Origin of the sequence: Streptomyces purpurascens, from assembly GCF_045040895.1 — a bacterium.
In the GTDB taxonomy this organism is placed as follows: domain Bacteria; phylum Actinomycetota; class Actinomycetes; order Streptomycetales; family Streptomycetaceae; genus Streptomyces; species Streptomyces purpurascens.
Genome location: NZ_CP108341.1, coordinates 2,781,065 through 2,806,985, shown reverse-complemented (window position 1 = coordinate 2,806,985; position 25,921 = coordinate 2,781,065). Strand labels below are relative to the sequence as shown.

Genomic DNA, 25,921 nt, shown 5'->3' with positions numbered 1-25,921 from the left:
ACAGTCAGAAGGCCGACGAGGCGTGACGAATGCGGAGCGCAGCGGACGACCGACGGAAGCCTTCGGAGCGACAGCCGTCGGCAGGCCTCACGCACGCCTGCGCATGGCCTGCCTCGGGCTGTGGCTGATCGTCGCCGTCCTCGCCGCACGGCAGGTGGCCGTCGTCCTCGGCACCCCGCGCGGGGAGCGGCTGACGGACCTGGAGACCTGGGTCGGGCCGAACGGCGTCCTGCATGTGAACGGCTCGCTCTACGACTCGACCCGCTTCACCGGCACCCCGTTCAACGGGCTCGTCCTCAAGCCCCTCACCCGTTCGGCCGAAGAGGCCCTCGGCTGGGGCTGGACCTTCGGCACGCTGCTGCTGGTCGCCGCCCTCGGCCTGATCGCCGCCCGTGCCCTGCCCCAGCCCATCGGCCGCCGCACCGCACTGCTCGCCGCCCCCGTCGTCATCGGCCTGCTCATGCTGTCCCTGCCGGTCCGCAACACCCTGTGGCTCGGCCAGTCCAGCATCATCCCGGTCCTGCTCGTCCTGCTGGGCTGCTTCGTCGCCCACGGCCAGCGGACCAGCGGTCTGCTCATCGGTGTCGCGGCGGCGCTCCAGCCCACCCTGCTGCTCTTCACGCCCCTGCTGTGGTGCACCGGCCGCAGGCGCGCCGCCCTCTCCGGCGGCGTCACCTTCGCCGCCTGCACCGCGCTCGCCTGGGCGGCGATGCCGCACGACTCCACCACCTACTGGGTCCACCACCTGGCCGGTGCCGGCCTCGGCGGCCGGGCCGACGACCTCGGCAACCAGTCCCTGCACGGCGCCCTGCTGCGGCTCGGCCTGAACGGCCCCCTGGAGATCGCGCTCTTCCTGGCCCTCGGCGCGGCCGTCGCCGTCCTGGCCCTGCGCCGCGCCGTGCGGTTCTTCGCCGACGGCCAGCTGCTCCTCGCCGTCGCGATCACCGGCTGCGCCGCGATCGCCGTCTCACCCACGGCCTGGCAGCACCAGCTGCTGTGGGTGCTGCTCGCGGTCGTCGGCCGGGCCGGCAGACGCGCCCGTGACCGCTACGTATGGCCGGTCGCCGTCGTCCTGGTCATGACCCTGCCGAGCAGGATGCTGCTGCCGGACATGGCGGCGCTGGACCCGCTGCGCACCGACCTCGTCCTGCTGGCCGCCCTCGCCGCCGCCGTGGCCGTCCCGTTCCTGTCCCGCGCCTCGCCGTACTACCAGTCGCCCCTGCCGACCGAGTACGCGCCGACCGTCCCGGCCCGCTTCCGGAACGTGCCGCTGGTGCCCTTCCTGCGCCGGGTCCTCACCCGGCCGAACCTCCTTCTGGAGCTTCTCCTCCTCCGGGTCGCCTACGCCGCCTACTCCCAGGTCCGGCTCGCCGCCACCGGCGGCAGCATCTCGGCCGGCCGGGCCGAGGCCGAGGAGCACGCCTGGCAGATCCTCGGCCTGGAACGCGCCCTGCGCCTCGACATCGAGCACTGGGCCAACCACGCCGTGGTGCGGACCGACTGGCTGCGGGCCTTCTTCGACTTCTACTACGAGTCGTTCCACTTCGTCGTCCCGCTGGCCGTCCTGGCCGTCCTGTACTGGCGCCGCCCCGCCGAGTACCGCTGGGCCCGCTCCGCCATCGGCTTCGCCACCCTGCTCGCCCTGGTCGGCTTCTGGCTCTACCCGCTGGCCCCTCCCCGGCTGATGCCGGGCCTCGGCTACGTCGACACCGTCCACGGCGTCCAGGACTTCTCCCAGCCCGACTACGGCACCCTCACGGACGTCACCAACCAGTACGCGGCCATGCCGTCCCTGCACTTCGGCTGGTCGCTGTGGTGCGGCGTCGTGATCGCCGTCCTGGCGCGCCGATGGTGGACGAAGGCGCTCGGACTGCTGCATCCGCTGCTCACCGGCTCCGCGATCGTCGTGACGGCCAACCACTGGGTGCTGGACGCGGCCGGGGGAGCGGTGGTGGTCGGGGCGGGCTTCGCGCTCACGTATCTGCTGTCCGGGCCCCGGGCGGCCACCGCCGTGCGCCGGGTGTCCCGGGCGGCCGATCCGAGCACCGGCCGGTCGACGAGCTCCGTCGGCTGACGTTCCACACCGGCCGGATCAGGGTGTCGGAAAACCGTCGAAAGCGCCCTCCGCATGTCGGTTTTCCGCACCCGGGCGGGCTCTGGCTGGCTCTCGGCCGCGTGTGGCTGAAAGGTGTGCCTCGCTGTCCACCCGAACGTCGACATGGAGGGTTCTGTGAACGTGGCAACGACGGCTGACGGACCTCGGCGGAGTCCGAAAGCCACACTCCTGATGGCCTGCATCGGGGTGTTCGTCGCCTACCTGCCGGTCACCACCGTCTCCGTCAGTCTCCCCGCGATCCAGCGGGACCTGCACGCCTCGACCTCCCAACTGTCCTGGGTCTCGGACGCGTTCGTCCTGCCCATGGCCGCGCTCATCCTGACGGCCGGGGTCGTCGGAGACGTGCACGGCCGCAAGAAGGTCTTCCAGGCCGGGCTGCTGTTCTCGGCCGCCGGGGCCGCCGTCGCGATGAGCGCGCAGTCGGTCCAGGTGCTGTGGGCCGGGCAGGCGCTGGCCGGGACGGGCGCGGCGGCCCTGCTGCCCACGACACTGGCGCTGATCAGCCACGCCGTGCCCAACCCCCACGAACGCGCCAAGTTCGTCGGACTGTGGGCCGCCGCCCTGTCGCTGGCGCTGGCCGTCGGCCCCCTCATGGCGGGCGTGATCCTCCAGCACACCGCCTGGCACTGGATCTACCTGCCCGCCATACCCGTGGCCCTCCTCACCATGGCGGTCGCCGTGCCGCTGGTCGCCGACTCGCGCGCCCCCGGTTCGCGCAAGCTGGACTGGCCCGGCCAGTTCACCGCCGCGCTGACCATCGTCGCGCTCGTCTACGGCGTGATCGAGGGCGGCGCACAGTCCTTCTCCGAGCCCGAGGTCGTCGTCGCCCTGGCCCTCGCGGCCGTCGGCGCCCTCGCCTTCGTCCTGGCCGAACGGCGCAGCCCCAGCCCCATGCTGGACCTGACGCTGTTCCGCAGCGCCGCCTTCAGCGCGACCACGCTCATCGCGATGATCAGCTTCCTGGGCCTGATCGGCTTCTTCTTCGTCCTCAGCCTCTACTTCGGCATGGTGCAGCGGCTCGACACCCTCGACGCGGGCTACCGCATGCTGATGGTGACGGCGGTGAGCCTGCTCCTCGGAGTCGTCGTCGGACCGCTGATGCGGCGCATCCCGGCCCGCGCCCTGATCACCACCGGCCTGCTCGCCACCACGGCCGCGCTGCTGTCCCTCACCGCCCTCGACGCGCACACCGCGTTCGGGCCGCTGGCCTGGCGCCTGGCCCTGCTCGGCCTCGGCATGGGCCTGGTCATCACCCCGATGACCGCCACCGCCGTCGCGTCCGTGCCGCACCACCTGGCCGGTATGGCGGCGGCGGGCAACAACGCCTTCCGGCAGGTCGGCGGCGCCCTCGGCCCCGCCGTCCTGGGCACGTTGCTGACCACCAAGGCCGCCGACGCCCTGCCCGGTCACCTCGCCGACGCCGGCGTGAACGGGGCGACGGCCCATCAGGTCACCGCCGCTGTCGACACCGCCGGACTGGGAGCCGTGTCCCGCCTGGACCTGGGAGCCGACACCGGCCGCGCCCTGGGCGCCCTGTCCGAGTCCTTCCTCGACGGCCTCCAGCTCTGCCTGATCGTGGCGGCGTCGCTGGCGCTGGTGGCGGCGGTGGTGGGGGCGGTGCTGCTGCGCAAGCCGAAGCCGGTGTCCGAGCCCGGGGCCGAGCGCGAGCCCGCGCCCGAGCGCGCGTCCGGGTCCGCGCCTGAGCCCGCGTCCGGGGGTGCGCTCACGTCCCGGTCCGCGCCCGGTTCCGGGTCCGCGCCCGAGCCTGCCGCCGCGACCGGCCCCGGCGTCACCGGCCGGGTGAGCGACGGCACCGGAAACGCCATGGCAGGCGCCACGCTCACCCTGATCTCCCTGGCCGGGCGCCAGGTCGGCCGGGCCGTGGCCCACGACGCCGGCCGCTACCGGCTGACCGCCCCCGGGGCCGGTTCGTACGTCCTGATCGCGGCGGCGGACGGCCACCAGCCCCAGGCCGCCACGCTCGTGCTCGGCGAGGAACCGCTGCCCCACGACGTGGTCCTGTCCGGCGGCAGCGGCCTCGCGGGCACGGTGGCCACGGCCGACGACAGGCTGCCGGTGGAGGGCGCGACGGTCGTCGTGACGGACATCCGCGGCGACGTCCTGGCCACGGGCATGACGGACATGACCGGCGCGTTCGGCTTCGGCCATCTGCCCGCCGGTGACCTCACGATCGCCGTGAACGCCCCCGGCCACCGCCCGGCCGCGCTCCCCGTGACGTCCGGCGCCCCGACCACCGGCCTCGAGATACTGCTGCGACCCGGCGCACGGTTGCAGGGCGTCGTCCGCGCGGGCGACGGCCGCAACCCCGTGGCCGACGCCCGCGTCACCCTCGTCGACGCCGCCGGGAACGTCGTGGGCACCGCCATCACCGGCACGGACGGCGCCTACGCCTTCACCGACCTGGACGCGGGCGACTACTCCCTGATCGCCAGCGGATACGCGCCCGTGGCCACGACCGTCACCGTGGACGGCCGGAGCCCGAACGACGTCCATCCGCAGCTGGCTCATCAGGACAGCTGACGGCGTCTGCGCAACTCTTCAGGATCCTGGGCTGTCGCCGCGGCGTTTCCGGGTCCGGTCATGGCCGGGCACGGACGCCGGAATCCGTTGTCGTGCGCTTCCCGGCACGGAAGTCTCCTTCCCTGTGACCAGTGCAGAGGTTGAAGAGGCCATGCGTCCCCCGCTCGTACGTTCCTTCTCGCAGCTCGGCTCCCTGGACCCGGACCGCCCCGTCGTGACCCTGTTCAGCGGCGGACTCGACAGTTCGTATCTGCTGCTGCGGCTGCGGCGGATGGGCATCCGCGAGGTGCACGCCGTGAGCGTCGACATCGGCGAGGACGAGTCCAGCACCTACAAACGCCAGGTGGCCGAAGCGCTCGGCGCGACGATCCACATCCTCGATCGTCGTGCCGAGTTCGCCGACCGGTACGTGGCTCCAGCGATCGCCGCTCAGGCCGTCTACCTCAATATCCACCCCGTCAGCTCCACGCTGAGCCGCCCACTGATCGCCCACAGTGCGGTCGGACTGGCCCGTGCGCTCGGCGCGCAGGCCGTGCTGCACACCGCCAACCGCTCCCAGAACACCCTGCGCCGTCTCAACGGAGCGCTGGCGCTGCTCGGTTACGAGGGCGCGTTCGGCAGCCCGTACGACCTCGATCCCGTCACTCGCGACGACAAGCTCGTCGAACTGCGCGCCGCCGGCATCGATCTGCTCGCCGGGCGGATCGTCAGCGGCGACTCCAACCTGTGGTGCCGCGAGTTCGAGTCGGGCATCCTCGACGACCCCGAACTCCACGAGGTCCCCGAGGAGATGTACACCTGGAGCCGGCCGACCGCCCGCCCCGGCGACACCGACACCCTGACCGTCACCTTCGAACACGGGGTGCCCGTCGCTCTCGACGGAGAACCGCTGCCGCTGACCGGGCTGGTCGAGCGGCTCAACCGGCGGGTCGGCGCGTACGGACTCGGCCGCTACTCCGGCCTGGAGCACCTCGATCACGGCGAGAAGGTCCTCGAGATCCGTGAGATGCCCGCCGCCTGGCTCCTGCTCAGCGGCTACCGGCACATCGAGAGCGCCTGCCTGGACGCCGAACTCATCCGTGAGAAGCGGCATCTGGAACAGGTCTGGACGCGGGAGGCCCTCGAGGGCCGCTGGTTCGGCGAACTGCGGCTCGCCGCCCAGGTGTTCATCGACGCCTGCGCCGCCCGCACCACCGGGTCCGTGACCTGGCGACTGCGCACCGGTGGCGCCGACACGCGCTCCATCGCCGTCGGATCGCCGCTGTATCTGCGTGACCGGGAGAAGTGGGAGGAGCGGGCGATCAGCGCGGAGTCGGCGCCGTTCGTCCCTGCGGCGGAGACCGTTCTCGCCACCGTCTGAGTCTTCCCTCCCGCCCTTCTCATCGTCTCCCCTCGTCCTCTCTTCTCCCATGGAGCACGCCATGACCACTGCCGCCGTCCATCACCCCGCCGCCGTCGACGCAGTCAACGCCCTTGCCGGGCCCGGCGGTCATCTGATGCCCGCCGCGCAGCTCTCCGCGCTGGCCGGTGTCGGCGCCGCCGACTGGGCGCGCTTCGCCGCCCACTGGGACGAGCTCACCCTCGACACGTACATGGCCGACGGAGGCACGTACCGGTTCCGTCGCTACGGACAGTTCGAGCTCGACCCGGCCGAGGGCGCACTCACCCTGCTTCCGCACGCGCCGTACCGTCAGGAGTCGGACATCAATCCGCTCAACGGCGGCGTCGAGCGGGTATTCGACCCGCTGACCGAGTCCTTCACCGGTGACCCGCTGCTGCGTTCCGTCCTCGTCGAACTCGGCCGGATCTTCACCGCCGTCGACGGCACCGCGTCGTGGAACGTGAAACTGCACCCGTACCGCATCAGCGCCTCCTCGGACCAGCAGGGCCAGCCGGCGCCCGAGGGCCGGCACCGGGACGGCGTCACCTTCATCACCTCGCTGCTGATCGGCCGCACCAATGTCACCGGCGGTGAGAGCGGCGTCTACTCCGACGAGGGTGAGCAGCTGCTCACGGTTACCCTGTCCGAGCCCGGTGACCTGCTGCTGGGCGACGACCGCCGCACGCTGCACTCGGTGACCCCGGTGCGGCCGGTGGACTCCGAACTCGCCGCTCATCGCGACGTCCTGGTGATCGCCTACACCGCGCGCTGAGCCGCCGCTCCAGCCCCACACCTCATCGTCCGCCGCCCTAGGAGCCCCTCATGACCGTCAACGCGGCCCGCCGCGCCTGGCTGACCGATCTGCCCGTCCTGCTGGTCGCGGTGGTGTGGGGCTCCAGCTATCTCGCCGCCAAGGACATCACCACGACCCAAACCGTCCTGGCCGTGCTCGTCCTGCGGTTCGGGGTGGTGCTGCCGGTCCTGGTCGTCACCGGGTGGCGCAAGCTGCGGGCGCTCGACGGAACACAGATACGGGGCGCCGGCGTCCTCGGGCTGATCCTGTCGGGGATCTTCCTCCTGGAGACGTACGGCGTCGTGCACACCTCCGCGACCAACGCCGGGCTCATCATCAGCCTCACCATGATCTTCACGCCGCTCGCGGAGAGCCGGCTCACCGGCACCCGGCCCTCCCGGTCGTTCGCCGCGGCCGCGGGACTCTCGGTGCTGGGTGTCCTGCTCCTCACCCAGGGCGCCGGGTTCAGCGCACCGTCCCTCGGTGATCTGCTGATGCTGGGCGCGGCCGTGGCCCGTACCGTGCACGTCCTGGCGATGTCGCGCATGCGGTCGGTGCAGGGCGCGGACGCGCTGTCGATGACCACGGTTCAACTGGGCAGCGCGGTCGTGGTGTTCGCGCTGTTGTTCGCGGCGCCCGGTACCGGCAGCACCCCGTGGGCGGCCACGGCGGGCTTCGACGCCGGGGACTGGCTCGGACTGCTCTACCTGTCGGCGTTCTGCACCCTGTTCGCGTTCTTCGTGCAGATGTGGGCCGTACGCCGGACGTCGCCCTCCCGGGTCAGCCTGCTGCTCGGCACCGAGCCGGTGTGGGCCGCCGTCGTCGGAATCGCGCTCGCCGGGGACCGGCCGGGATGGCTGGGGTTGCTGGGCGCGCTCCTCGTGCTCGCGGGCACGGCATGGGGCCGTAGCGCGGCCGCCCCGCGGCGGACGTCAGTCGTCGAGCCAGCCGAGCCGGACGGCGCAGACACCGGCCTGGAATCGGCTGGCCGTTCCTAGCCGTTCGGTCAGTTCGGAGACGAGGCGGCGGACCGTGCGCTCGGAGACCCCGAGCTTGCGGGCCATCGCCTCGTCGGTGAGTCCGCCCGCGAGCATCCGCACCAGCTCGCGGTGGCGGCCGGTCGGGTGCCAGTCGCCCTCGGGGCTGTCGGTCGCGGACTCGGTCAGCACGGTGGCACTGGCCCAGCAGTGTTCGAAGATCCCCCGGAACACCCCGACCAGCGTCTCGCCGCGCAGCACGACGGCGGCGATCTCCCCGTCCGATGTCTGGGACGCGGGCACGATCGCCAGCGAGTGGTCCACCACGATCAGCCGCAGCGGCAGGGTGTGCGCGGTGCGGACATGGGCGCCCGCGCCGTTCAGCCGCCGCAGATAGGCCGTCATGTGCGGGGCGGTGGCCGCCGAGCTCAGATGGATCGTACGCATCCGTACGCCGCGGCCCAGCACGATCCGGTCGCGTTCGAGTCCCGCCTCGATGATCCCCGCGGGCAGCGCGCGGCCGGGGTGCAGCGAGAGAACCTCCTCCTCCGCCCGCCGCGAGGCGTCCTCTAAAACCGCCGATACATTGGCCATACCATTCACCACCTCCATCTGTACGGAGGCCAGGTCGCGGGCGTGCACCGGCTGGAAGTCCGCCAGGACCCGGGCGAGCGAGGAGCGTGTCTGCCGGACGGTGTTCAGCAGGGCGTTCGTGTGCTGTTCCTCGTCGAGGAGCAGCTTGCGCAGCGCGGTGTCCGGGGCGAGCGCCGTCCAGCCGTTGCGGTTGTCCGAGGACGGTACGAACAGGCCGAGTTCGCCGAGCAGCCGGAGCGCCTCGGCGAGTTCCGTCCCGCTCCAGCCGCGGTTCTCGGTGAGGGTCTCCGGGTGCCAGGCCGCGTTGTCGAGAGCGAGCCGGTAGAGCTCCTGTGCTCGGGCGCGTGCGTCCACGTGGAATCGTCCCCCTACAGATTCACGAGCGCCGTCCCCCTGACGCTCCGTCGAGGGATCTTAGAAACGGTTTCCTCCATCGGAAAAGCCGCAGTCCGCTATACGGACAGCCGGACGGCCGCCACGCCGTGCCCTCGGCCGTCGTCCGCCCCTGGCCATGGCCGGTCCCGGAACTCCCGCCGCCATAGGCGCGAACGGCCTCGCCACACCATGCTGAGCCCCCGGCGTTCGCCGCTGACCACACACTCGGCGACCGTCGAACGACGACCTGTCGGACGACAATCCAGGGGGACCCTCATGTCTGCTTCTTCTCGCCTGCTCAGTGGCCTGTTCGCGGTGCTCGTCACGACCCTGGTCCTCGGCGGCGCGCCGAGCACCACGGCGAACGGCACCGAGGCCGTGGCCGTGGCCACGAGCAGCGACTCGCTGATCTGGGGATGAGCCGATGGCCGGTCCGAGAGTCGCCGTCGTCGCACCGCTGACCGGTCCGCGTACGGACTGGGGAGCGGCCCTTCTCGGCCATCTGGAACGGGTCAGAGCAGCCCGCCCGGACGCCGCTGAGTGGCATGTGTACGACGAGGCGCCGGATGTCGCCCGCACGGTCGCCGCTGCCGGTTACGCGGCGGTCGTCGGCCACACCGACGCGGAGGGGGCCCGCCGAGCCCTGCCGGTGTACCAGGCCGCGGGGCTGCCCTGTCTGCTGCCCTTCGTACGGGCCGGGGCGCCCGCACTGAGCTGGGCACCCGACGGGGACGCGCTGGCCCGCAGGATCGTCGAGGGAGCGCTGGCCCTGGGGGTGAACGCGCTCGCCGTCGCCCAGGACGAGGAGCCCGGCTGGGCCGCGCTCGGGCTCGCGGTCGGCGAGGAGGCCGGGCGGGCGGGGCTCGCGCCGGGCCCCGGTGGCGCGCTGGCGGTGCTGGCACCGCAGGACCGGTTCGCGCGCTTCGCACAGGGCGCGGGTCCCGTCCTCACCCCGACTGACTGCGGACTGACCTCCTTCGCTCGGCTGCGCCAGGCGGCATCGGACCGTGAAGTGTGGGCCGTCCACCCCCAGATGTGCGCGGGACGCCGGGTCAGAGCCGCCGTCACGCCACTCGCGCAGGCACTGTCCGAGGCTCCCGCACTACGCGGTACGGCACTGACGGATGCCGTACGAGTCCGCTCGGGAACCCTGCTCACCGCCGAGGGAGCCCCCCTGGGCGACGGCTGGCTGATCTCACGGCTGCCGTGGGTGTGCACGGCGGGGACCCCGGTCTGACCCGGGGTGAGGTCCGCGCACCACGCCCGAGCGGGAATCAGCTTTCCAGAGCTTCCCGAGGCCGTCCGCACTCGAACCACACCGTCTTCCCGCCCTCACGCCACACCGACACGCCCCACTTGTCGGCCATCGCGTCGAGCAGGAGCAGTCCACGGCCGTTCTCGGCGTCAGGGTCCTGCCGGGGCGGGGCCGGTCCGGGACATGCCGTACGACGTGACCGGCGCGTTCGGCTTCGGCGACCTGCCCGCCCGTGACCTCACGGTCGTGCGTGAACGCCACCGGCTACCGCCCGGCCGCGCTCCCTGAGATGTCCGGCGCCCCGGCCACCGGCCTCGAGGTGCTGCTCCGACCCGGCGCGCGGTTGCAGGGCGTTGTACCGGCGGGCAACGGCCGCACCCCCGTATCCGACGCGCGGGTCACCCTCGTCGACGCGGCCGGGAACGTCGTGGGCACCGCCATCACCGGCGCGGACGGCGCCTACGCCTTCACCGACCTGGACGCGGGCGACTACTCCCTGATCGCCAGGTCCATCCGCGGCTGGCGCATCAGGACAGCTGACGGCCCTCTCTGCTGAAGACGGCTATGTCACTACCGAAGGCACAGGCCAGGAGGCCGCCTTCGTGCAGGGCCACCGCTTGGCACGTTCCGGGTACGTGGATGACATCGATGAGGCTGAAGGCGTGGAGATCCCAGATCCGGACCGAGTGGTCGGTCGAGCCGGTGACGGCGACCGGGCGGCCGTCCAACTCGGCGCACACCAGGGCGGTCACGAATCGGGTGTGGCCGGTCATCGCGGGCCCGACGTCCTGGTGTGTGCGCAGGTCCCGCACCCGGATCGCGTGGTCTTCCGAGGCGAACAGGACCACTGGGCGGTCGCCCAGCGTCGTACAGGCGATCGGCCCCTGCGAATAGCCCGGTGCGGGAGCCCCCAGGGCTCGGCCCTTGGCCAGATCCCAGACCCTCACGGTCTTGTCGGCCGAGGACGCCGTGACGGCGACCGGGCGGCGGTCCAGTACCGTGCACGCGACGACCGAGGCCCATCTGCTGTGGCCCTTGAGGGGCGGATACACCCCTTCGCCCGTGGCGAGATCCCACACCCGTACGTTGGCCTTCAACGTCGTGCCGACCACGACCGGGCGTCCCTTCAGGGCGGTGCACGCCACCCGCTCGACGGATTCGAAGTCGAGCAGGATGGGCGCCCCCACGGGCTCGCCCGACAAGAGGTCCCATGTCCGCACGGTGTAGTCCAGGTCGCCACTGCTGACCGCGACCGGGCGACCGGCCAGCATCGTGCAGACCATGGAGACCACACCTTCCGCGTGGCCGGCCATGGGCTCGCCCACGGGCAGTCCGGTGGCAAGATCCCACACCCGCACGGTTCTGTCCTCGGAGGCGGTGACCAGGACGGGTCGTTCGTCGAGGGACGACAGGTCGAGGCTCGTGACCACGTTGGTGTGACCGATCACGGGTTCGCCGGCGACCTGGCGAGGCGACAGGTCCCAGACCCGCGCCGTGCCGTCGAACGATCCGGTGACGGCGACCGACTGCCCGGACAGTGACGAGCATGTCACCGACAGAACACCGGAGTTGTGCCCCTTCAGCGGCGGCCCCACCTGCTGCCGCGTGGTCAGGTCCCAGGTCCGGACGGTCGCGTCCTGATGGCTGACGAGCGCGACCGGCCGGCCGTCGAGCTCCGCGCACACCAGCGAGAACGCCCAGTCGGCGTGGCCTGGCCACTCGGCCAGGTACTGGCCGGTCTCCAGGTCCCAGAGGTGCATGGAACCGTCCCGTGCGTGGCCGACCGCGACCGGGCGGTCGTCCAGCCGTGTACATCCCACGGCCAGGATCCAGAGGTCCCTGGTGCCCTGCAGAGCGCGCAGCTTGCGCTGGGACGCCAGGTCCCAGACAAACAGATCTTCTCCGATCGCGCTGACGGCGACGACGGGCCGGCCACGCACCACCGCACACGAGAGGGAGATCACATGGCCCTTCACGGTCAGCGGCACTCCCACGGGGCGGCCGGTGGCCAGGTCCCGGATCCGGACCGTGTTGTCCTCCGCTCCGGTGACGGCGACCGGGCAGCCGTCCAGCTCCGTGCACACCAGCTTCTCCACCGACTTGGTGTGGCCGGTCAGGGGCTCTCCCACGGGGCGGCCGGTGGTCAGGTCCCAGATCCGGACCGTGTTGTCCTTCGAGCCGGTGACGGCGACGGGGCGGCCGTCCAGCTCCGTGCACACCACCGCCTGGACCGCGTCGGTGTGCCCGGACAGCGGTTCTCCGAGCGGCCGTGCGGTGGTCAGATCCCAGATCCGCACGGTGTTGTCCCGGGCAGCGGTGACGGCGACCGGCCGGCCGTTCAGCTCCGTGCAAGCCACCCCGCCCACCGGGGCCGTGTGACCGACCAACGCGCCCCGCATGTTGGCCGACACCTGCCAGCCGGACGCGGTGGCGGGTTTCCACGCACGCTTGGCCGACCGGCTGTTGAACGCCTCCAGCACCGTCGGCACGTTGAAACGAGCGGCGTTCACCGCCAGGACCTGGCGCCGGCTCGCCACGTCCAGCTCGCGATGGACGTTGAGGGCGAGGAGATAGATCGCCGCGTGCAGGCGCGCGAGGTCGCTCTCGGCCCGCAGCAGGTGGAGGGCGAGGGTGTCACAGTCCGCGTGGACCAGGTACTCGGTGTCGGCCAGCAGCGTGTCGAGCAAACCGGCGGCGACCGCGTGGGTGGCCAGGTGCCGCAGGGCGTACGGATGTGCCCGCCCCCAGTCGCGTGTTCCGTCCAGGTGATACGGCACCGCCTCCCGCAGCACCACCGTGAACGCCCGGTGCGCCCGCCCCGGGTCCTGCCCCTGTCGCAGATACTCCGCCATCGATTCGTGGTACAGCCGGTACACCGACCGCCCGTCCTCCACTGCTTCGACGACGTACGCCCCGGCGTCTCGCCGGAGTTGGTGAAGGTCGTGGTTGGTGTACGGCCGGCCGGCGAGTTCCGAGGCGAGCGGGGCCCAGATGTCCTCCCAGGGCAGGCCCTGGCCCTCGGCGTAGGCGAGGGGGCGGAGGAGGTCGAGGATGCGGTCGGCGTCCTCGGCGAAACGCTGGTGCAGGTCGCGGTGCATGGCGTCGGCCGCGGCGCTGGGCAGGGAGCGGCGCCAGACGGGGTCGTCCGGGTCGGGCAGGGCTGGGGTCGCGGCGAGCGTGCCAGCCGTGATGCGGGCGACCAGGAAGCAGTGCCCGGCCGCGGCGGCGACCGCCTTCGCCACCCCCATCCGCACGTCGTGCCCGCATTCGAGATAGGGGGAGTCCCGGTGGGCGTCCAGGAGGTTGCGGAGCGTGTAGACCAGTACGGCGGCCGGGTCGGCGTACAGGGGCGAGTCGAGGTCGATGTGGCCGTCCGGAGACAGACCGAGGGGAGCGAAGAGGTGGGGGCGGGTGCCGAGGAGGAGACGCAGATGAGGGGCAGCCAGCTCCATCAGAGGGCGTAACACCTGGCCGCACAGGGTCGTCGGCGTCGCCGCCTCGTCCAGACCGTCGATCAGGACGACCTGCGGACGGTCCGGTTCGGGGCGGACGCCGAGATGGTTGAGCAGGTCCGCCACCGCCTCCGCCGGCGGCAGCCGAAGCGCCGCGCAGATGGCCCGCACGATCTGCTGGTCGGTGAGGCTCTGCGCGTACACGGTCGTGCCGATGGCCTGCGCGGGCGGAAGCTGCGTGTGGCGCAGCCCGATCGACGCCAGCGGCACCGTACGCCGGTACTCGGGATCGCTCACCGCCGCCAGCAGACCCAGTACGGCCGTCTTGCCCGAGCCGGGAGCCCCGGTGACCACCAGCGCCGGGCACGCCTCGGCCGCCGGGTCGCCGAGCCACGCGGTGATGTCGTGGAGAGCTTGATGGCGGCCCGAGAACCACCAGCCCACCCGGCTGGGGTCGCTGTGCCCCATCGCCCGCCGCAGCAGCCGCGTCCGGAACTCCACGTCCCGGCGCTTGTCCTGCTCGTCCCACTCCGCCGCCTGTTGCAGCGCCATGTCGGTGTGGGAAAGACGGTGGCTGTGCTTCGCGTTGGGCAGGAACGGCGGGATCTGGCCCGTCAGGCCGATGATCTCCAGGCCGATGTGCTGGAAGTCCGGGCGCTTCGGGTTGGTGCGCGTGGCGTTCACGACCGCGTCCAGGGCCAGCAGCGGCGGGGTGTAACCGGCCGTGGCCAGGCTGGTCACCGCCTCCGCCAGCAGCTCCGGGAAGGCACCCGTCTGGGCGAGTTCCCGCGGCTGCGCCGAGGTGATCACCGCCAGACCGGCCTCGTCCTCGCGCCAGTCGTTCTTCAACCGGGCCATGGCGGCCAGCAGTTCGTTGCCGCCCTGGCCGGAGAAGCAGGTGTCGAGCATCAGCAGCAGCCGCCGCACCTTCGTGCCGGCGAGGATCTTGCGCGCCAGCGTGCCGGGCAACAGCGCGTCGTACAGATCGTCCGGCTCGGTGTCCGCGGTGAGCAGGACATAGTCGCCGTTGTCGAGGACCTCCCCGTGCCCCGCGACGTACACGGCGACGACATCGTCCGGACGCCGCTCTGGAGCACGGCAGAACTCGCGCAACTCGCGCAGCAGTTGGTGCTTGCTGGGGTTCAGGCCGAGGTCGGACACGTGCGTGTAGCCGAGCTCGCCGGTGAACAGCTCCACCACCCTGCGACGGGCCTCCACCAAACCCGGCCGGTCCCACTCCAGCTCCGCAGGCGCGTTCGGGTAGTGGCTGACAGCGGTCGCGATGAGGAAACGCCGTGGCTCGGTCCCGCTCACGCCAGGCCCTCCGCCACCGCTTCGCCCGTCTCCTTCGCCGTCAGATAGAGCGTGGCGTCGTGCGCGTGCGAGCCGTTGTGGACGACCCGTCCGGCCACGCCCGTCCCGAAGAACAGCGACAGGTCCCGCACCGCTGCCACGACATCGCCCTGGTCGACGACGTTCGTCCACGACGCCGTCCCCGGCCACGTCTCAGGCCCGGGTCGCAGCCGGTCGACCACCATCCGCATCCCCAGCGGCGACCCCAGCGTCACCAGCGCGCGCACTCCGTGCCCGTCCAGTGCGCACAAGGCCTCGTACGCGACGACCGAGCCGAGCGAGTGCGCCACCACCACCCGCGTGTCGGGGCCTATCGCCTCCTCGACCCGGCTCCGGGCCGCCTCCCGCAACTCCCCGTCCAGCAGATAGCGGCGGACCTGCTTCAGGTCGAAGACCAGCGCCCGTAGGGTCACATCGCCGAAGAAGCGCGAGTGCTGGAGGACCCGCAGGGCCGTCTGCACGGCACGTGGGGAGCGGGCCAGGGTGTCCCCACCGGGCGGCGGCACGCCCGGATCGACCCGTGCCGCCTCCGCCCACCACTCCAGCAGCAGCTCCGACTCGAACCCGTCCTCCACGTCCTCCGCCGTGAACATCGGGTCGCCGACGGCCAGAGTGTGCCCGGGGGGCCGGAACAGATCGCCGTAGAACGCCATCCGCAGGTCACCGGGGGTGAGTTCCGGGCCGCCCGCCAGGTCGAGCCCGTCGGCGAGCGCCGGCTCCCAGTCCTTCAGCAGCGTCTTGCTTCCCAGCCGCTGCTTCCCCACTCCGTGCACACCAACGATCCGCGCCATCGCACCCGTCCCCCGAGTTCAGCAGGACCCTTCACTCTAGAGTGGCCGGCTCGGCCCCGCATTCGAACCACACCGTCTTCCCGCCCTCACGCCACACCGACACGCCCCACTTGTCGGCCATCGCGTCGAGCAGGAGCAGCCCACGTCCGCCCTCGGCGTCAGGGTCCTGCCGAGGCGGGGGGACGGGCAGCCGGTCGCTGCCGTCCGACACCTCCACCCGCACGCCGTGCGGCTGACGCAGCAACAGCAGCGTGCAGCGCCGGTCCGGGACATGCCGTACGACGTTCGCGAGCAGCTCGGTCACGCCCAGTTCGACGGCGTCGGACAGCTCGGGCGTGCGCCACTCTTCGAGGAACGAGCGGACGATACGGCGGATGTGCCGGGCGGCGTGTTCACCGACGGTGAGCCGGATCGTGTACTGGGCGGGAAAGTATTCGTTCACGAGACGAGGCTGACGTGCGGTGACTACCCTCGGCTACGGAACGGATACAACCCGTCCCGTGGTGGACGGAGTTGCGTGAGAGGGGCTCTGCGTGACCAACATCAACGCCCTTGACCCGGGTGCCTCGCCGCTGGACTACTACGGCTTCGAGCTACGGCGGCACAGGGAGGCGGCGGGACTGACGCTGAAGCAGCTCGGGGGAATCCTCAACTACACCGGCTCGCTGGTGGGCCAGATCGAGACGGCGCGCAAGGTTCCGACGCCGGAGTTCAGCGAACGGGCGGATGCGGCGCTGGGTACGGACGGGATGTTCTCCCGGCTGGTCGAGCTGGTGCTGCGGAGTCGGCTCCCGGCCTGGTTCCAGCAGGTGGCCGAGCTGGAGATGCGGGCCGCCGAGATCTGCTCCTTCCAGACGCACATGGTCCTCGGACTGCTGCAGACCCAGGGGTACGCCGGGGCCGTGCTCGGGGCGCTGGATCAGACCGACCTCGAAGACCGCACGGCGGTACGGCTGGCTCGTCAGCGGGTCTTCGATAAGGCGGAACCGCCGGTCTTCTGGGCGGTCCTGAGCGAGGCCGCGCTGTACTTGGAGATCGGGAGCCCGGAGGTCATGCGGGAGCAACTGGCCCACCTGTTGTCCTTCGAGCACGACCCTCGGATCAACATCCAGGTGTTGCCGCTTTCGGTGGGTGCGCACGCAGGGCTGACAGGCTCATTCGACGTCTACCACTTTGTGAGCGATCCGACCATCGTCTACACGGAGAGCTACGGCAGCGGCCATCCAACTGCGAATCCGGACACCGTCAAGAACTGCTCGCTCCGTTACGATCACCTTCGAGCTGCCGCGCTCTCCCTCAAGGACTCGGCGAAGCTCATCCGGCGCGTGATGGAGGAACGCTATGGGGATCCAGTGGCATAAGTCGTCGTACAGCAGCGACCAGGGCGGCCAATGCCTGGAGGTCGCCGAAACCCCGCACACCACCATCGCAATACGCGACTCCAAGAACCCGGCGGGACCGATACTGAGCCTCGATCCCGCCGCGTTCGCCACTTTCGTCAACTGGGCGTCTACAACCGCTGAATGATCGTGCCGGTGGCCAAACCGCCCCCCGCACACATGGTGATCAGCGCGAACTCCTTGTCCGCGCGCTCCAGTTCATGAAGCGCCGTCGTGATGAGCCGGGCCCCGGTGGCTCCCACCGGGTGCCCGAGCGCGATCGCGCCGCCGTTCACGTTCACTTTCTCCAGGTCCTGCTCGAAGACCTGCGCCCAGCTCAGTACGACGGACGCGAACGCCTCGTTGATCTCGACGAGGTCGATGTCCTTCAGGGACATCCCGGCCTTGCCCAGCACGGCCTTGGTCGCGTCGATCGGTCCGTCCAGGTGGAAGTGGGGGTCGGCTCCCACCAGCGCCTGAGCCACGATCCGGGCCCGGGGCCTCAGCTTCAGGGCCCGGGCCATCCGCTTCGACGCCCACATGATCGCCGCCGCCCCGTCGGAGATCTGCGACGAGTTGCCGGCCGTATGCACCGCCGTAGGCATGATCGGCTTCAGGGAAGCCAGGGCTTCCGGCGATGTGTCGCGCAGGCCCTCGTCCTTGTCGACCAGGCGCCACATGCCCTGCCCGGCGTGCTGCTCCTCCTCGGTCGTGGGGACCTGGACGGCGAAGGTCTCTCGTTTGAAGCGCTCCTCCGCCCAGGCGTGGGCGGCCCGTTCCTGGGAGGCGAGTCCGAGGGCGTCGACGTTCTCGCGGGTGAGGCCACGGTGGCGGGCGATGCGCTCGGCCGCCTCGAACTGGTTCGGGAGGTCCACGTTCCACTCGTCGGGGAACGGCTTCCCGGGTCCGTGCTTGGAGCCCGACCCCAGCGGCACCCGGGACATCGACTCCACGCCGCAGGAGATGCCGACGTCGATCACGCCGGTGGCGACCATGTTGGCCAGCATGTGCGAGGCCTGCTGCGACGACCCGCACTGCGCGTCGACGGTCGTCGCGGCCGTCTCGTACGGCAGCCCCATCGTCAGCCAGGCCGTGCGCGCGGGGTTCATGGACTGCTCGCCGGCGTGCGTGACCGTACCGCCGACGATCTGTTCGACGCAGTCGGCGGGGATGCCGGTGCGGCCGAGGAGTTCTCGGTAGGTCTCGCCCAGCAGGTAGGAGGGGTGCAGATGGGCGAGCGCGCCGCCGCGCTTGCCGATCGGGGTGCGTACGGCTTCGACGATCACGGGTTCGGCAGCCATGGGTGCGGGTCCTCTCCGGGAGGCTACGCGGAACTAGTACGCGTTCTAGTTCTGTCAGCAGTGTGCTGAGCGCCACTCGGTGACCGCAAGGGTCGTGCGGGTAATTGGGGGGTCCATGCCTCTTGCTAGTTGTAGAACCCGTTACTACCGTCACCGCAACTCCGCACAGCTGATGGGCCGTCAGAACAAGAGTCGGTACGAGTGGTGGGAGCCGCCCATGCCCTGTCCCGCGCTGCCCGACGGGTTCGACTTCACCGACCCGGACCTGCTGCATCAACGCGTGCCCCTGCCGGAGTTCGCCGAGCTGCGCCGGGTCGAACCGGTCTGCTGGGTGCCGCAGCCGGCCGGTCTCGCCGGTTTCCAGGACGAGGGGTACTGGGCCGTCACCCGGCACGCCGACGTCAAGTACGTCTCCACGCACCCGGAGTTGTTCTCGTCGTACCTCAACACGGCGATCATCCGCTTCAACGAGCACATCGACCGGGACTCCATCGACGCCCAGCGGTTCATCCTGCTCAACATGGACCCGCCGGAGCACACCCGGGTCCGGCAGATCGTGCAGCGCGGGTTCACGCCCCGGGCGATCCGAGCGCTGGAGGAGCGGCTGCGGGCCCGGGCCCTGGGGATCGTCGCGAACGCCCGCACGCACACCGGGCCGTTCGACTTCGTCACCCAGGTCGCCTGTGAACTGCCCCTCCAGGCCATAGCCGAGCTGATGGGCGTGCCGCAGGAGGACCGGGACAAGATCTTCGACTGGTCCAACAAGATGATCGCGTACGACGATCCCGAGTACGCCATCACCGAGGAGGTCGGAGCGGAGTCGGCCACGGAGATCATCGCCTACGCGATGAACATGGCCGCCGACCGCAAGCAGTGCCCCGCCCACGACATCGTCACGCAACTGGTCGCGGCGGAGAACGAGGGCAACCTCAACTCGGACGAGTTCGGCTTCTTCGTGCTGATGCTGGCCGTCGCGGGCAACGAGACCACCCGCAACGCCATCACCCACGGCATGCACGCCTTCCTCACCCACCCCGAACAGTGGGAGCTGTACAAGAGGGACCGGCCGTCGACGACGGCGGAGGAGATCGTGCGCTGGGCGACCCCGGTCGCCGCCTTCCAGCGCACCGCCACCCAGGACACCGAGCTGGGCGGCAAGCGGATCCGCAAGGGCGACCGCGTCGGCCTCTTCTACGCCTCCGCCAACCACGACCCCGAGGTCTTCGACGAGCCGGACGACTTCGACATCAGCCGCGATCCCAACCCGCACCTCGGTTTCGGCGGGGGCGGGCCGCACTACTGCCTGGGCAAGTCCCTCGCGGTGCTGGAGATCGACCTCATCTTCAACGCCATCGCCGACGCCATGCCGGGCCTGAAACTGGTCGACGATCCGCGTCGGCTGCGGTCGGCGTGGATCAACGGCGTGAAGGAACTCCGGGTGAGCACGGGCTGACGAGGCTCGGCGGGCAGGGCGAAGGCGACGGCCCCGGGGATCAGGGGGCCGCCGCCTTCGGTCTTGGGGGGCGGGTCCGGCTCAGTAGGAGTGGTTGGACTGCCAGTGGTCCCAGGCGCCGCAGGCGCTGCCGTAGCGGTCCTTCATGTAGTCCAGACCCCACTCGATCTGGGTGGCCGCGTTGGTCTTCCAGTCGGAGCCGGCCGAGGCCATCTTGGCGCCCGGCAGGGCCTGGACCAGGCCGTAGGCGCCGCTGGAGGCGTTCCGGGCGTTCACGTCCCAGTCGCTCTCGTGCTCGACGATCTTGGAGAAGCACTCGTACTGGGCGTCGTCGCCGATCATCTTCTTCGCGACCGCCTTGGCCGAGGATGCCTGTGCCGTCGCGCCCTGGGCGGGTGCGGCGGCGATCAGGGTGCCACAGGTGGCCGCGGCCAGGGCGGTACCGGCGAGAGCGTTCTTCGGGGTGGCGGCACGGCGGAGGACGGAAGCGGCGGGCACGCGTGACCTTTCGTCGTGGACGGGGCAGCCGCCCACAGAAACAGTCTTCTCGGATGCCCGCAATGCCCCCTTTTACTAGGTGTGGCCGCACCCGGGGTGACGGTCCGGCCCGTGACCGGGGGTAGTCCCTACGGCCTCGCTTCGTATGTGACCTGAGTCACGTGGGGCGCCTCACGGTCGGCGGGGTGTCGAACGTGACCGGCGTCTCGAACGCCGCCCGGCGTGTGGCGCGGCGCAGCGCCCTGAGCACCGCCGGACCGAGGGTGAGCGTCAGGACGACCGTGACGACGGCCCGGCCCAGGTCCCAGCCGAGCGAGGTGGCCAGGCAGTACGCCAGGAAACGGGCCAGGTTGGCGGGGACCGCCGCGTGCGGGTCGAAGGCGACGTTCGAGGCGAGCGCGCTCATGAAGGGCCAGCCCGCCATGTTCATCACCGTGCCGTAGGCGAAGGCGGCGAGGAAGCCGTAGCCGGCGAGCATCACCAGCTCGGTACGGCCGCGCAGCCGGTCCGGGCCCGGCAGCAGGCCCGCGCCCATCGCGAACCAGCCCATCGCCAGCATCTGGAACGGCAGCCACGGGCCCACCCCGCCCGTGAGCAGCGCGGACGCGAACATCGTCACCGAGCCGAGGACGAACCCGAAGCCCGGGCCGAGGACCCGGCCGCTCAGCACCATCAGGAAGAACATCGGCTCGATCCCGGCGGTACCGGCGCCGATCGGCCGCAGGGCGGCCCCCGTGGCGGCCAGCACGCCGAGCATCGCGACCGCCTTCGGGCCCAGACCGGACTCGGAGATCGCCGCGGCGACCACCGCCACGAGCAGCACCAGCAGGCCCGCGAAGAGCCAGGGCGCGTCCTGTGCGTGCGCGCTGAGCCGGGAGGTGGGCGGAGCGAGGAAGGGCCAGGTGAAGCCGACCACGCCCACCGCGCTGACCAGGAACAGGGAGGCGAGGGAGCGGGGGCCGAGGCGGACGGCGCGGGCCTGGCGCTGGGTGCTCATGACCCGCCCCCGGGGTGCAGGGCCTCGCGGACCTGGGAGACCGTGAGCCAGTGCTGCGGGGCCAGGATCTTGGTGACCTGCGGGGCGAAGGACGGGGAGGAGACCACGACCTCCGCCGTCGGGCCGTCGGCGATCACCTCGCCCTCGGCCAGCAGCACCACCCGGTGGGCGATCTCGGCGGCCAGCTCGACATCGTGCGTGGCCAGCACGATGGCGTGCCCCTCGGCTGCCAGACCGCGCAGCACACCGACCAGCCGGGCCTTCGCCGCGTAGTCCAGGCCGCGGGTCGGCTCGTCCAGCAGGAGCAGTGGCGGCCGGGCGGTCAGCACGACGGCCAGGGCGAGGGCGAGGCGCTGGCCCTCCGAGAGGTCCCGGGGGTGGATGTCGTCGGTGACGCCCGGGACCAGCTCCGTGACCAGGGCACGGCAGGTGCCGGGTTCTGCTCCCGCGTCCTGGTCGGCCGCCGTGCACTCGGCGGCGACGGTGTCGGCGTAGAGCAGGTCGCGGGGTTCCTGGGGGACGAGGCCGACCTTGCGGACGAGGTCCTTGGGGGCGGTGCGATGGGGTGTGGCTTCGCCGAGTCGGACGGTTCCGGAGGTGGGGGTGACCAGGCCGACGAGTGCGTTGAGGAGGGTGGATTTTCCGGCGCCGTTGCGGCCCATGAGGGCGATGGTTTCGCCGGGGGTGATGGTGAGGTCGATATGGGTCAGGGCTTGGATGCGGGCGCGGGTTACCGAGAGGGCTTGGACTTCGGCCGTGGAGTGTTCGCGGGTTCGGGTGGTCTGTGGCTGAGCGCGCAGTTCCCCGCGCCCCTCAGGGGCGATGTCCAGCTGTCGGCGTAGATCCGCTGCCCTTCGTCGCGCGTCACGGACCGTCAGCGGCAAGGGCGTCCAGCCCGCCAGGCGGCCCAGGGCCACCACCGGGGGATACACCGGCGACACGGCCATCACCTCGGCCGGGGTGCCCAGGATCGGGGACGCGCCCGGGGCCGGGAGCAGGGCGACCTGGTCGGCGTACTGGATGACGCGTTCCAGGCGGTGTTCGGCCATGAGGACCGTCGTGCCGAGGTCGTGGACGAGGCGCTGGAGGACCGCCAGGACCTCCTCGGCGGCTGCGGGGTCGAGGGCGGAGGTCGGTTCGTCCAGGACGAGGACGCTCGGGTGCGGGGTGAGGACCGAGCCGATGGCGACGCGCTGTTGCTGGCCGCCGGAGAGTGTGGCGATCGGACGGTTGCGCAGGTCGGCGAGGCCGAGGAGGTCGAGCGTCTCCTCGACGCGGCGGCGCATCACATCCGGGGCGAGGCCCAGCGACTCCATGCCGTAGGCGAGTTCGTCCTCGACGGTGTCGGTGACGAAGTGGGCGAGCGGGTCCTGGCCCACCGTGCCGACGACGTCGGCGAGTTCGCGTGGCTTGTGTGTGCGGGTGTCGCGTCCGGCCACCGTGACCCTGCCGCGCAGGGTGCCTCCGGTGAAGTGCGGCACGAGCCCGCTGACCGCGCCCAGGACGGTGGACTTGCCGACGCCGGACGGGCCGGCCAGGAGGACGAGTTCGCCCTCCGGGACCTCGAAGTCGACGCCCTGGACGGTGGGTTCGGAGGCACCGTCGTACGTCACGGAGACATCTTCGAAGCGGATCACGACGATTCCTTGGGCTCGGGGGCGACGAACGCGGGCAGCAGGCCGAGGAGGATCGCCCCCGCGGGCCAGACGGGGAGCGTGGGGGCCACGAGCGGCACCACGCCGGGGTGCAGGGCCGCGGGGTCACGGACGGCGGCGAGCACGAGCAGCGCGGCGACCGCCACGCCGGAGGCGACGACCAGCAGGGCGCGCACGTCCCAGCGGTCCGGGCGGTACCGGGTGCGCAGCGACCGCCGGCCGCCGAGCCTGAGACCCGCGAGGGCGGCGGCGAGGCCGACGAGCAGGACCGGGAAGCCGTAGGTGGCGCCCTCGGCGGTGAGCAGCCCGTACGTTCCGGCGCAGACGCCGAGCAGGCCGCCGAGGGTGAGGGCGGCGGTGGTACGGCGGACCGCGGCCGGGACCTGGGCGGTACGGCCGTAGCCGCGGGCGTCCATCGCGGCGGCCAGGGACACCGAGCGCTCCAACGCGCCCTCCAGGACCGGGAGGCCCACCTGCAGCAGGCCCCGGACGCCCTTGTCCGGTCGGCCGCGCAGCCGGCGGGCGGAGCGCAGGCGCTGGACGTCGGCGATGAGGTTCGGCGCGAAGGTGAGGGCGACGACGACCGCGACACCCATCTCGTACAGGGCGCCCGGGAGGGACTTGAGGAGGCGTGAGGGGTTGGCGAGGGCGTTCGCGGCGCCGACGCAGACGAGGAGGGTGGCCAGTCTCAGACCGTCGTACAACGCGAAGGTCAGGGCCTCGGCCGTGACCTCGCCGCCGAGGCGGATGCCCTGGGCCCAGTCGGGGAGGGGCACCTCGGGGAGGGTGGCGAGGGTGTGCGTGCCGGGGATGGGGGAGCCGAGGACGATCGCGAAGAGGAGCCGGATGAGCAGGACGGCGAGGGCGAGTTTGACGAAGGCGCCGTAGGACCGGGACCAGGGGGTCGGGGGGCGGCAGGTCGCCACGACGTAGGCGGAGACCGCGATGAGGAGGGAGAGGAGCAGGGGGTTGGTGGTGCGGGTGGCCGCGGTGCCGAGGGAGAGGGACCAGAGCCACCAGGCGCCGGGGTGCAGGGATGCTCGGCGCGGGCGCTGGGGGCGGGCCGGCCCGTGGCTGAGCCGGTCCACGCTGCTAAGCCTGGTCACGCCGCCGTACCTGCCAGATCGCCGCCGCACCCAGTGCCGTCACCACGGCGATGCCCGCCAGCAGGCCCAGGGACGGGCCGTTGTCGTCGGAGGTGTCCTTCTTCGCCGCCGGTGACGACTTCCGGGAGCCGGACACCTGCTCTCCACAGCCCTTCTCCGGGTACCCCGCGATCGCGCACAGCAGGGCGTCGGTGTCGTAGCGCAGGGGCTTGGCGACCGTCGCGAGGGCCTCCGCCGTGGTGGCGTCGGGGGAGACCCGGGCGCAGGCCGTCCGGGCGGGGGGCGGGGTCTCGCCCTGGGGGGCGTCCGCCGTCGTGCCGGAGTCGATGACGAGAGCCACCCGCTTCTCGCCGTCCCGCGCGGGCGTCTTCGCGCAGATGGTCCCGAAGTCGGCCGTGCCGCGCGGCCGGGCCGCCTCGGAGGAGTCCTCGCTCACCGTGAAGCGGAAGCCCTGGACGTCGCCGTCCGAGGGGCGGGCCATGGACGGGCCCTGGGTGGCGTAGACCCAGCGGTCGCCGTCGCGGTCCCAGAACGACCAGTACCGGTAGCCGGCGGCCTGGGCCTGGCCCGCGCCCGCGATCAGCAGGAGCGAGGCCAGGAGGAGGAGAACGGCGCGGCGGATCACGACTGCCGGCTCTTCCTGCGGCCGGTGAAGAGGAAGCCGATGCCGATACCGGCGACGAGGCAGACCCCGACGTACCACCAGACGCCGAAGAAGTCCGACGTCGAGTCCGAGTCGTCCTTCTTGTCGGCCGCCGAGGGCTGTTCGGGGGCCTGCGGGGCCGGGCCCGTCGCGTTGAGCTGCTTCACCAGGTCCGTGCCGCCGAAGTCACGCGGGTTCGTGCCCGTCGCGTGCGCGGCGAAGATCAGTTGGGCGTAGGCGGCGGGGCCGCCCTGCTCGGCCCAGCCGGCGGAGTTCTTCTCCAGCCACCGCACGGACTTCCCGGCCTGCGCGGTCTCGCCCTGCGCGGCGAGCGCCACGACCGCGTCGGCGGTGTTGCCGTGGTCGGGCTGGGGGTCCGAGCCGGCGAGGGCGGAGGTGAGGTGGTCGTCGTCCTTGGCGAGGGTCTGCGTGAGATAGGCGGCGCCGTTGGCCGCGGCCTGCTGCGGCGTACGGGGATCCGCGCAGCCGGCGTCGGACTTCTTGCCGGCCTTCACCACCATGCCCTGGCCCAGGGCGCCGAGCACACCGGCCGCCGTGGCGTCCGCGTTGGCGGTCAGCTCGCCCTTCTTGTCCGGCTGGAACGCGAAGGCGCCGTCGTCGTCCCCGCCGCAGGGGAGGGCGAGCTTCAGCAGGGCGTCGTCGGGCGATTTTCCGCCCTTGTCGACCTGGTCCGGCTTCTCGCCCGCGGCGGTCAGCGCGCCGATGACGACGGACGTCGAGTTGGTGTCGCTGGCGCCGCCGGGCGCGTAGCCCCAGCCGCCGTCCTCGTTCTGGACGGACTTCAGCCAGCCGACGGCCTTGTCGGCGACGGCGTCCTGTCCGCCGAGCGCGGCGAGGGCCTGGACGGCGGCGGCCGTGGCGTTGGTGTCGAGCATGGTCTTGGCGTCGCACGCGGCGGTGGGGTCCGGGCGGTACGCGGCGAACCCGCCGTCCTCGCACTGCTGCCGGACCAGCCACTGCACGGACTTGGCGGCCGGCTTCTCACCCACCGTGTCCTGGGCCAGCAGGGCGAGCGACTGGCGCCAGACGCCGTCGAACTTGGGGTCCTTGTCTCCGTACAGGGCGGAGGGGAACGCCTGGGACGGCGAAGGGGACGGAGCGGCGGCGGCCGGCGTGGCGGCGCCGATCACGGTGACGGCGGCCAGGACCGCTGCGCTGCGGCGGACGTTCATGATCGGCGGGTGCCTCTCCCTGTGAGGGAGCCGGGCAGCACGGGACACCCCGGCGGCTCGGCTCCGTA

General features: G+C 71.8%; 22 protein-coding genes and 2 pseudogenes. 12 read left to right on the top strand and 12 right to left on the bottom strand.

What is annotated here, in order from left to right; genetic code table 11:
- The first annotated feature begins 22 nt into the window (after window positions 1-22).
- From OHU35_RS12810 to OHU35_RS12785, 6 genes and pseudogenes are all read left to right on the top strand, one after another.
- Entirely contained in the window at window positions 23-2,074 is a 2,052-nt protein-coding gene (locus OHU35_RS12810; protein ID WP_189724804.1) for a phosphatase PAP2 family protein, read from the top strand.
- 156 nt (window positions 2,075-2,230) lie between these two features.
- Window positions 2,231-4,120 (top strand): annotated as a pseudogene (locus tag OHU35_RS12805) (MFS transporter); the annotation flags it as partial.
- Window positions 4,100-4,657: a collagen binding domain-containing protein gene (locus OHU35_RS12800; RefSeq protein ID WP_372498788.1), complete on the top strand. Its 558-nt coding sequence runs from the start codon at window positions 4,100-4,102 to the stop codon at window positions 4,655-4,657. The pseudogene OHU35_RS12805 and the gene OHU35_RS12800, both read left to right, overlap by 21 nt.
- A 151-nt stretch (window positions 4,658-4,808) precedes the next feature.
- Complete coding sequence (locus OHU35_RS12795; protein ID WP_189724802.1) at window positions 4,809-6,017, top strand: argininosuccinate synthase-related protein; 1,209 nt, start codon at window positions 4,809-4,811, stop codon at window positions 6,015-6,017.
- Window positions 6,018-6,078: 61 nt separating this feature from the next.
- The gene (locus OHU35_RS12790; protein WP_189724801.1) at window positions 6,079-6,810 is read left to right on the top strand and encodes a 2OG-Fe dioxygenase family protein; all 732 of its coding nucleotides are present in this window, start codon (window positions 6,079-6,081) and stop codon (window positions 6,808-6,810) included.
- A gap of 50 nt (window positions 6,811-6,860) precedes the next feature.
- A complete protein-coding gene (locus OHU35_RS12785; protein ID WP_189724800.1) occupies window positions 6,861-7,829 on the top strand; it encodes a DMT family transporter in 969 nt (322 codons plus the stop codon).
- On the opposite strand, the gene OHU35_RS12780 is transcribed toward OHU35_RS12785, so the two are convergent.
- Window positions 7,764-8,756, bottom strand: a complete 993-nt coding sequence (locus OHU35_RS12780; RefSeq protein ID WP_189724799.1) for a LuxR C-terminal-related transcriptional regulator — start codon at window positions 8,754-8,756, stop codon at window positions 7,764-7,766. The two genes, OHU35_RS12785 and OHU35_RS12780, sit on opposite strands and share 66 nt — an antisense overlap.
- Window positions 8,757-9,053: 297 nt before the next feature.
- Between OHU35_RS12780 and OHU35_RS12775 the strand changes: the two genes are divergently transcribed.
- Window positions 9,054-9,197 (top strand): hypothetical protein, encoded by a 144-nt coding sequence (locus OHU35_RS12775; protein ID WP_189724798.1) that lies wholly within the window; start codon window positions 9,054-9,056, stop codon window positions 9,195-9,197.
- A 4-nt stretch (window positions 9,198-9,201) separates the two neighbouring features.
- Complete coding sequence (locus OHU35_RS12770; protein WP_189724797.1) at window positions 9,202-10,014, top strand: hypothetical protein; 813 nt, start codon at window positions 9,202-9,204, stop codon at window positions 10,012-10,014.
- A 37-nt stretch (window positions 10,015-10,051) separates the two neighbouring features.
- Here the strand turns inward: OHU35_RS12770 and OHU35_RS12765 are convergent.
- Window positions 10,052-10,186, bottom strand: a pseudogene (locus OHU35_RS12765) (ATP-binding protein); the annotation flags it as partial.
- Between the two features lie 135 nt (window positions 10,187-10,321).
- Between OHU35_RS12765 and OHU35_RS12760 the strand changes: the two are divergent.
- Window positions 10,322-10,588, top strand: coding sequence for a carboxypeptidase regulatory-like domain-containing protein (locus OHU35_RS12760; protein ID WP_189724796.1), 267 nt, complete (start codon window positions 10,322-10,324; stop codon window positions 10,586-10,588).
- Here OHU35_RS12760 and OHU35_RS12755 read toward each other — a convergent pair.
- The 3 genes from OHU35_RS12755 to OHU35_RS12745 are packed head-to-tail and all read right to left on the bottom strand — an operon-like array spanning window position 10,560 to window position 16,070.
- Window positions 10,560-14,798: an AAA family ATPase gene (locus tag OHU35_RS12755; protein WP_189724795.1), complete on the bottom strand. Its 4,239-nt coding sequence runs from the start codon at window positions 14,796-14,798 to the stop codon at window positions 10,560-10,562. The two genes, OHU35_RS12760 and OHU35_RS12755, sit on opposite strands and share 29 nt — an antisense overlap.
- The gene (locus OHU35_RS12750; RefSeq protein WP_189724794.1) at window positions 14,795-15,628 is read right to left on the bottom strand and encodes a hypothetical protein; all 834 of its coding nucleotides are present in this window, start codon (window positions 15,626-15,628) and stop codon (window positions 14,795-14,797) included. The genes OHU35_RS12755 and OHU35_RS12750 overlap by 4 nt, the downstream gene beginning before the upstream one ends.
- A 31-nt stretch (window positions 15,629-15,659) precedes the next feature.
- Window positions 15,660-16,070: an ATP-binding protein gene (locus OHU35_RS12745; protein ID WP_189724793.1), complete on the bottom strand. Its 411-nt coding sequence runs from the start codon at window positions 16,068-16,070 to the stop codon at window positions 15,660-15,662.
- Window positions 16,071-16,161: 91 nt separating this feature from the next.
- Here OHU35_RS12745 and OHU35_RS12740 point away from each other — a divergent pair, with 91 nt between their 5' ends.
- Together OHU35_RS12740 and OHU35_RS12735 are read left to right on the top strand one after the other, a co-directional pair.
- Window positions 16,162-16,989 carry a helix-turn-helix domain-containing protein gene (locus OHU35_RS12740; protein ID WP_405505331.1) on the top strand — a complete coding sequence of 276 codons (828 nt, stop codon included), beginning with the start codon at window positions 16,162-16,164 and terminating at the stop codon, window positions 16,987-16,989.
- Window positions 16,970-17,155: a DUF397 domain-containing protein gene (locus OHU35_RS12735; protein ID WP_031107990.1), complete on the top strand. Its 186-nt coding sequence runs from the start codon at window positions 16,970-16,972 to the stop codon at window positions 17,153-17,155. The genes OHU35_RS12740 and OHU35_RS12735 overlap by 20 nt, the downstream gene beginning before the upstream one ends.
- Here the strand turns inward: OHU35_RS12735 and OHU35_RS12730 are convergent.
- Window positions 17,139-18,308 carry a steroid 3-ketoacyl-CoA thiolase gene (locus tag OHU35_RS12730; RefSeq protein ID WP_189724791.1) on the bottom strand — a complete coding sequence of 390 codons (1,170 nt, stop codon included), beginning with the start codon at window positions 18,306-18,308 and terminating at the stop codon, window positions 17,139-17,141. The two genes, OHU35_RS12735 and OHU35_RS12730, sit on opposite strands and share 17 nt — an antisense overlap.
- A gap of 217 nt (window positions 18,309-18,525) precedes the next feature.
- On the opposite strand from OHU35_RS12730, the gene OHU35_RS12725 reads away from it, so the two are divergent.
- Window positions 18,526-19,761, top strand: coding sequence for a cytochrome P450 (locus tag OHU35_RS12725; protein ID WP_189724790.1), 1,236 nt, complete (start codon window positions 18,526-18,528; stop codon window positions 19,759-19,761).
- 81 nt (window positions 19,762-19,842) lie between these two features.
- Here OHU35_RS12725 and OHU35_RS12720 read toward each other — a convergent pair whose 3' ends face one another.
- From OHU35_RS12720 to OHU35_RS12695, 6 genes are all read right to left on the bottom strand, one after another.
- Window positions 19,843-20,259, bottom strand: coding sequence for a transglycosylase SLT domain-containing protein (locus tag OHU35_RS12720; protein ID WP_189724789.1), 417 nt, complete (start codon window positions 20,257-20,259; stop codon window positions 19,843-19,845).
- A gap of 157 nt (window positions 20,260-20,416) precedes the next feature.
- The gene (locus OHU35_RS12715; RefSeq protein ID WP_189724788.1) at window positions 20,417-21,256 is read right to left on the bottom strand and encodes an ECF transporter S component; all 840 of its coding nucleotides are present in this window, start codon (window positions 21,254-21,256) and stop codon (window positions 20,417-20,419) included.
- Window positions 21,253-22,893 (bottom strand): ABC transporter ATP-binding protein, encoded by a 1,641-nt coding sequence (locus OHU35_RS12710; protein ID WP_189724787.1) that lies wholly within the window; start codon window positions 22,891-22,893, stop codon window positions 21,253-21,255. Before OHU35_RS12710 ends, OHU35_RS12715 begins: the two co-directional genes overlap by 4 nt.
- A complete protein-coding gene (locus OHU35_RS12705) occupies window positions 22,890-24,017 on the bottom strand; it encodes an energy-coupling factor transporter transmembrane component T (RefSeq protein ID WP_189724786.1) in 1,128 nt (375 codons plus the stop codon). The genes OHU35_RS12710 and OHU35_RS12705 overlap by 4 nt, the downstream gene beginning before the upstream one ends.
- Window positions 24,004-24,642, bottom strand: coding sequence for an SCO2322 family protein (locus OHU35_RS12700; RefSeq protein WP_189724785.1), 639 nt, complete (start codon window positions 24,640-24,642; stop codon window positions 24,004-24,006). Before OHU35_RS12700 ends, OHU35_RS12705 begins: the two co-directional genes overlap by 14 nt.
- Complete coding sequence (locus tag OHU35_RS12695) at window positions 24,639-25,853, bottom strand: prenyltransferase/squalene oxidase repeat-containing protein (protein WP_189724784.1); 1,215 nt, start codon at window positions 25,851-25,853, stop codon at window positions 24,639-24,641. The genes OHU35_RS12700 and OHU35_RS12695 overlap by 4 nt, the downstream gene beginning before the upstream one ends.
- Window positions 25,854-25,921 lie beyond the last annotated feature (68 nt).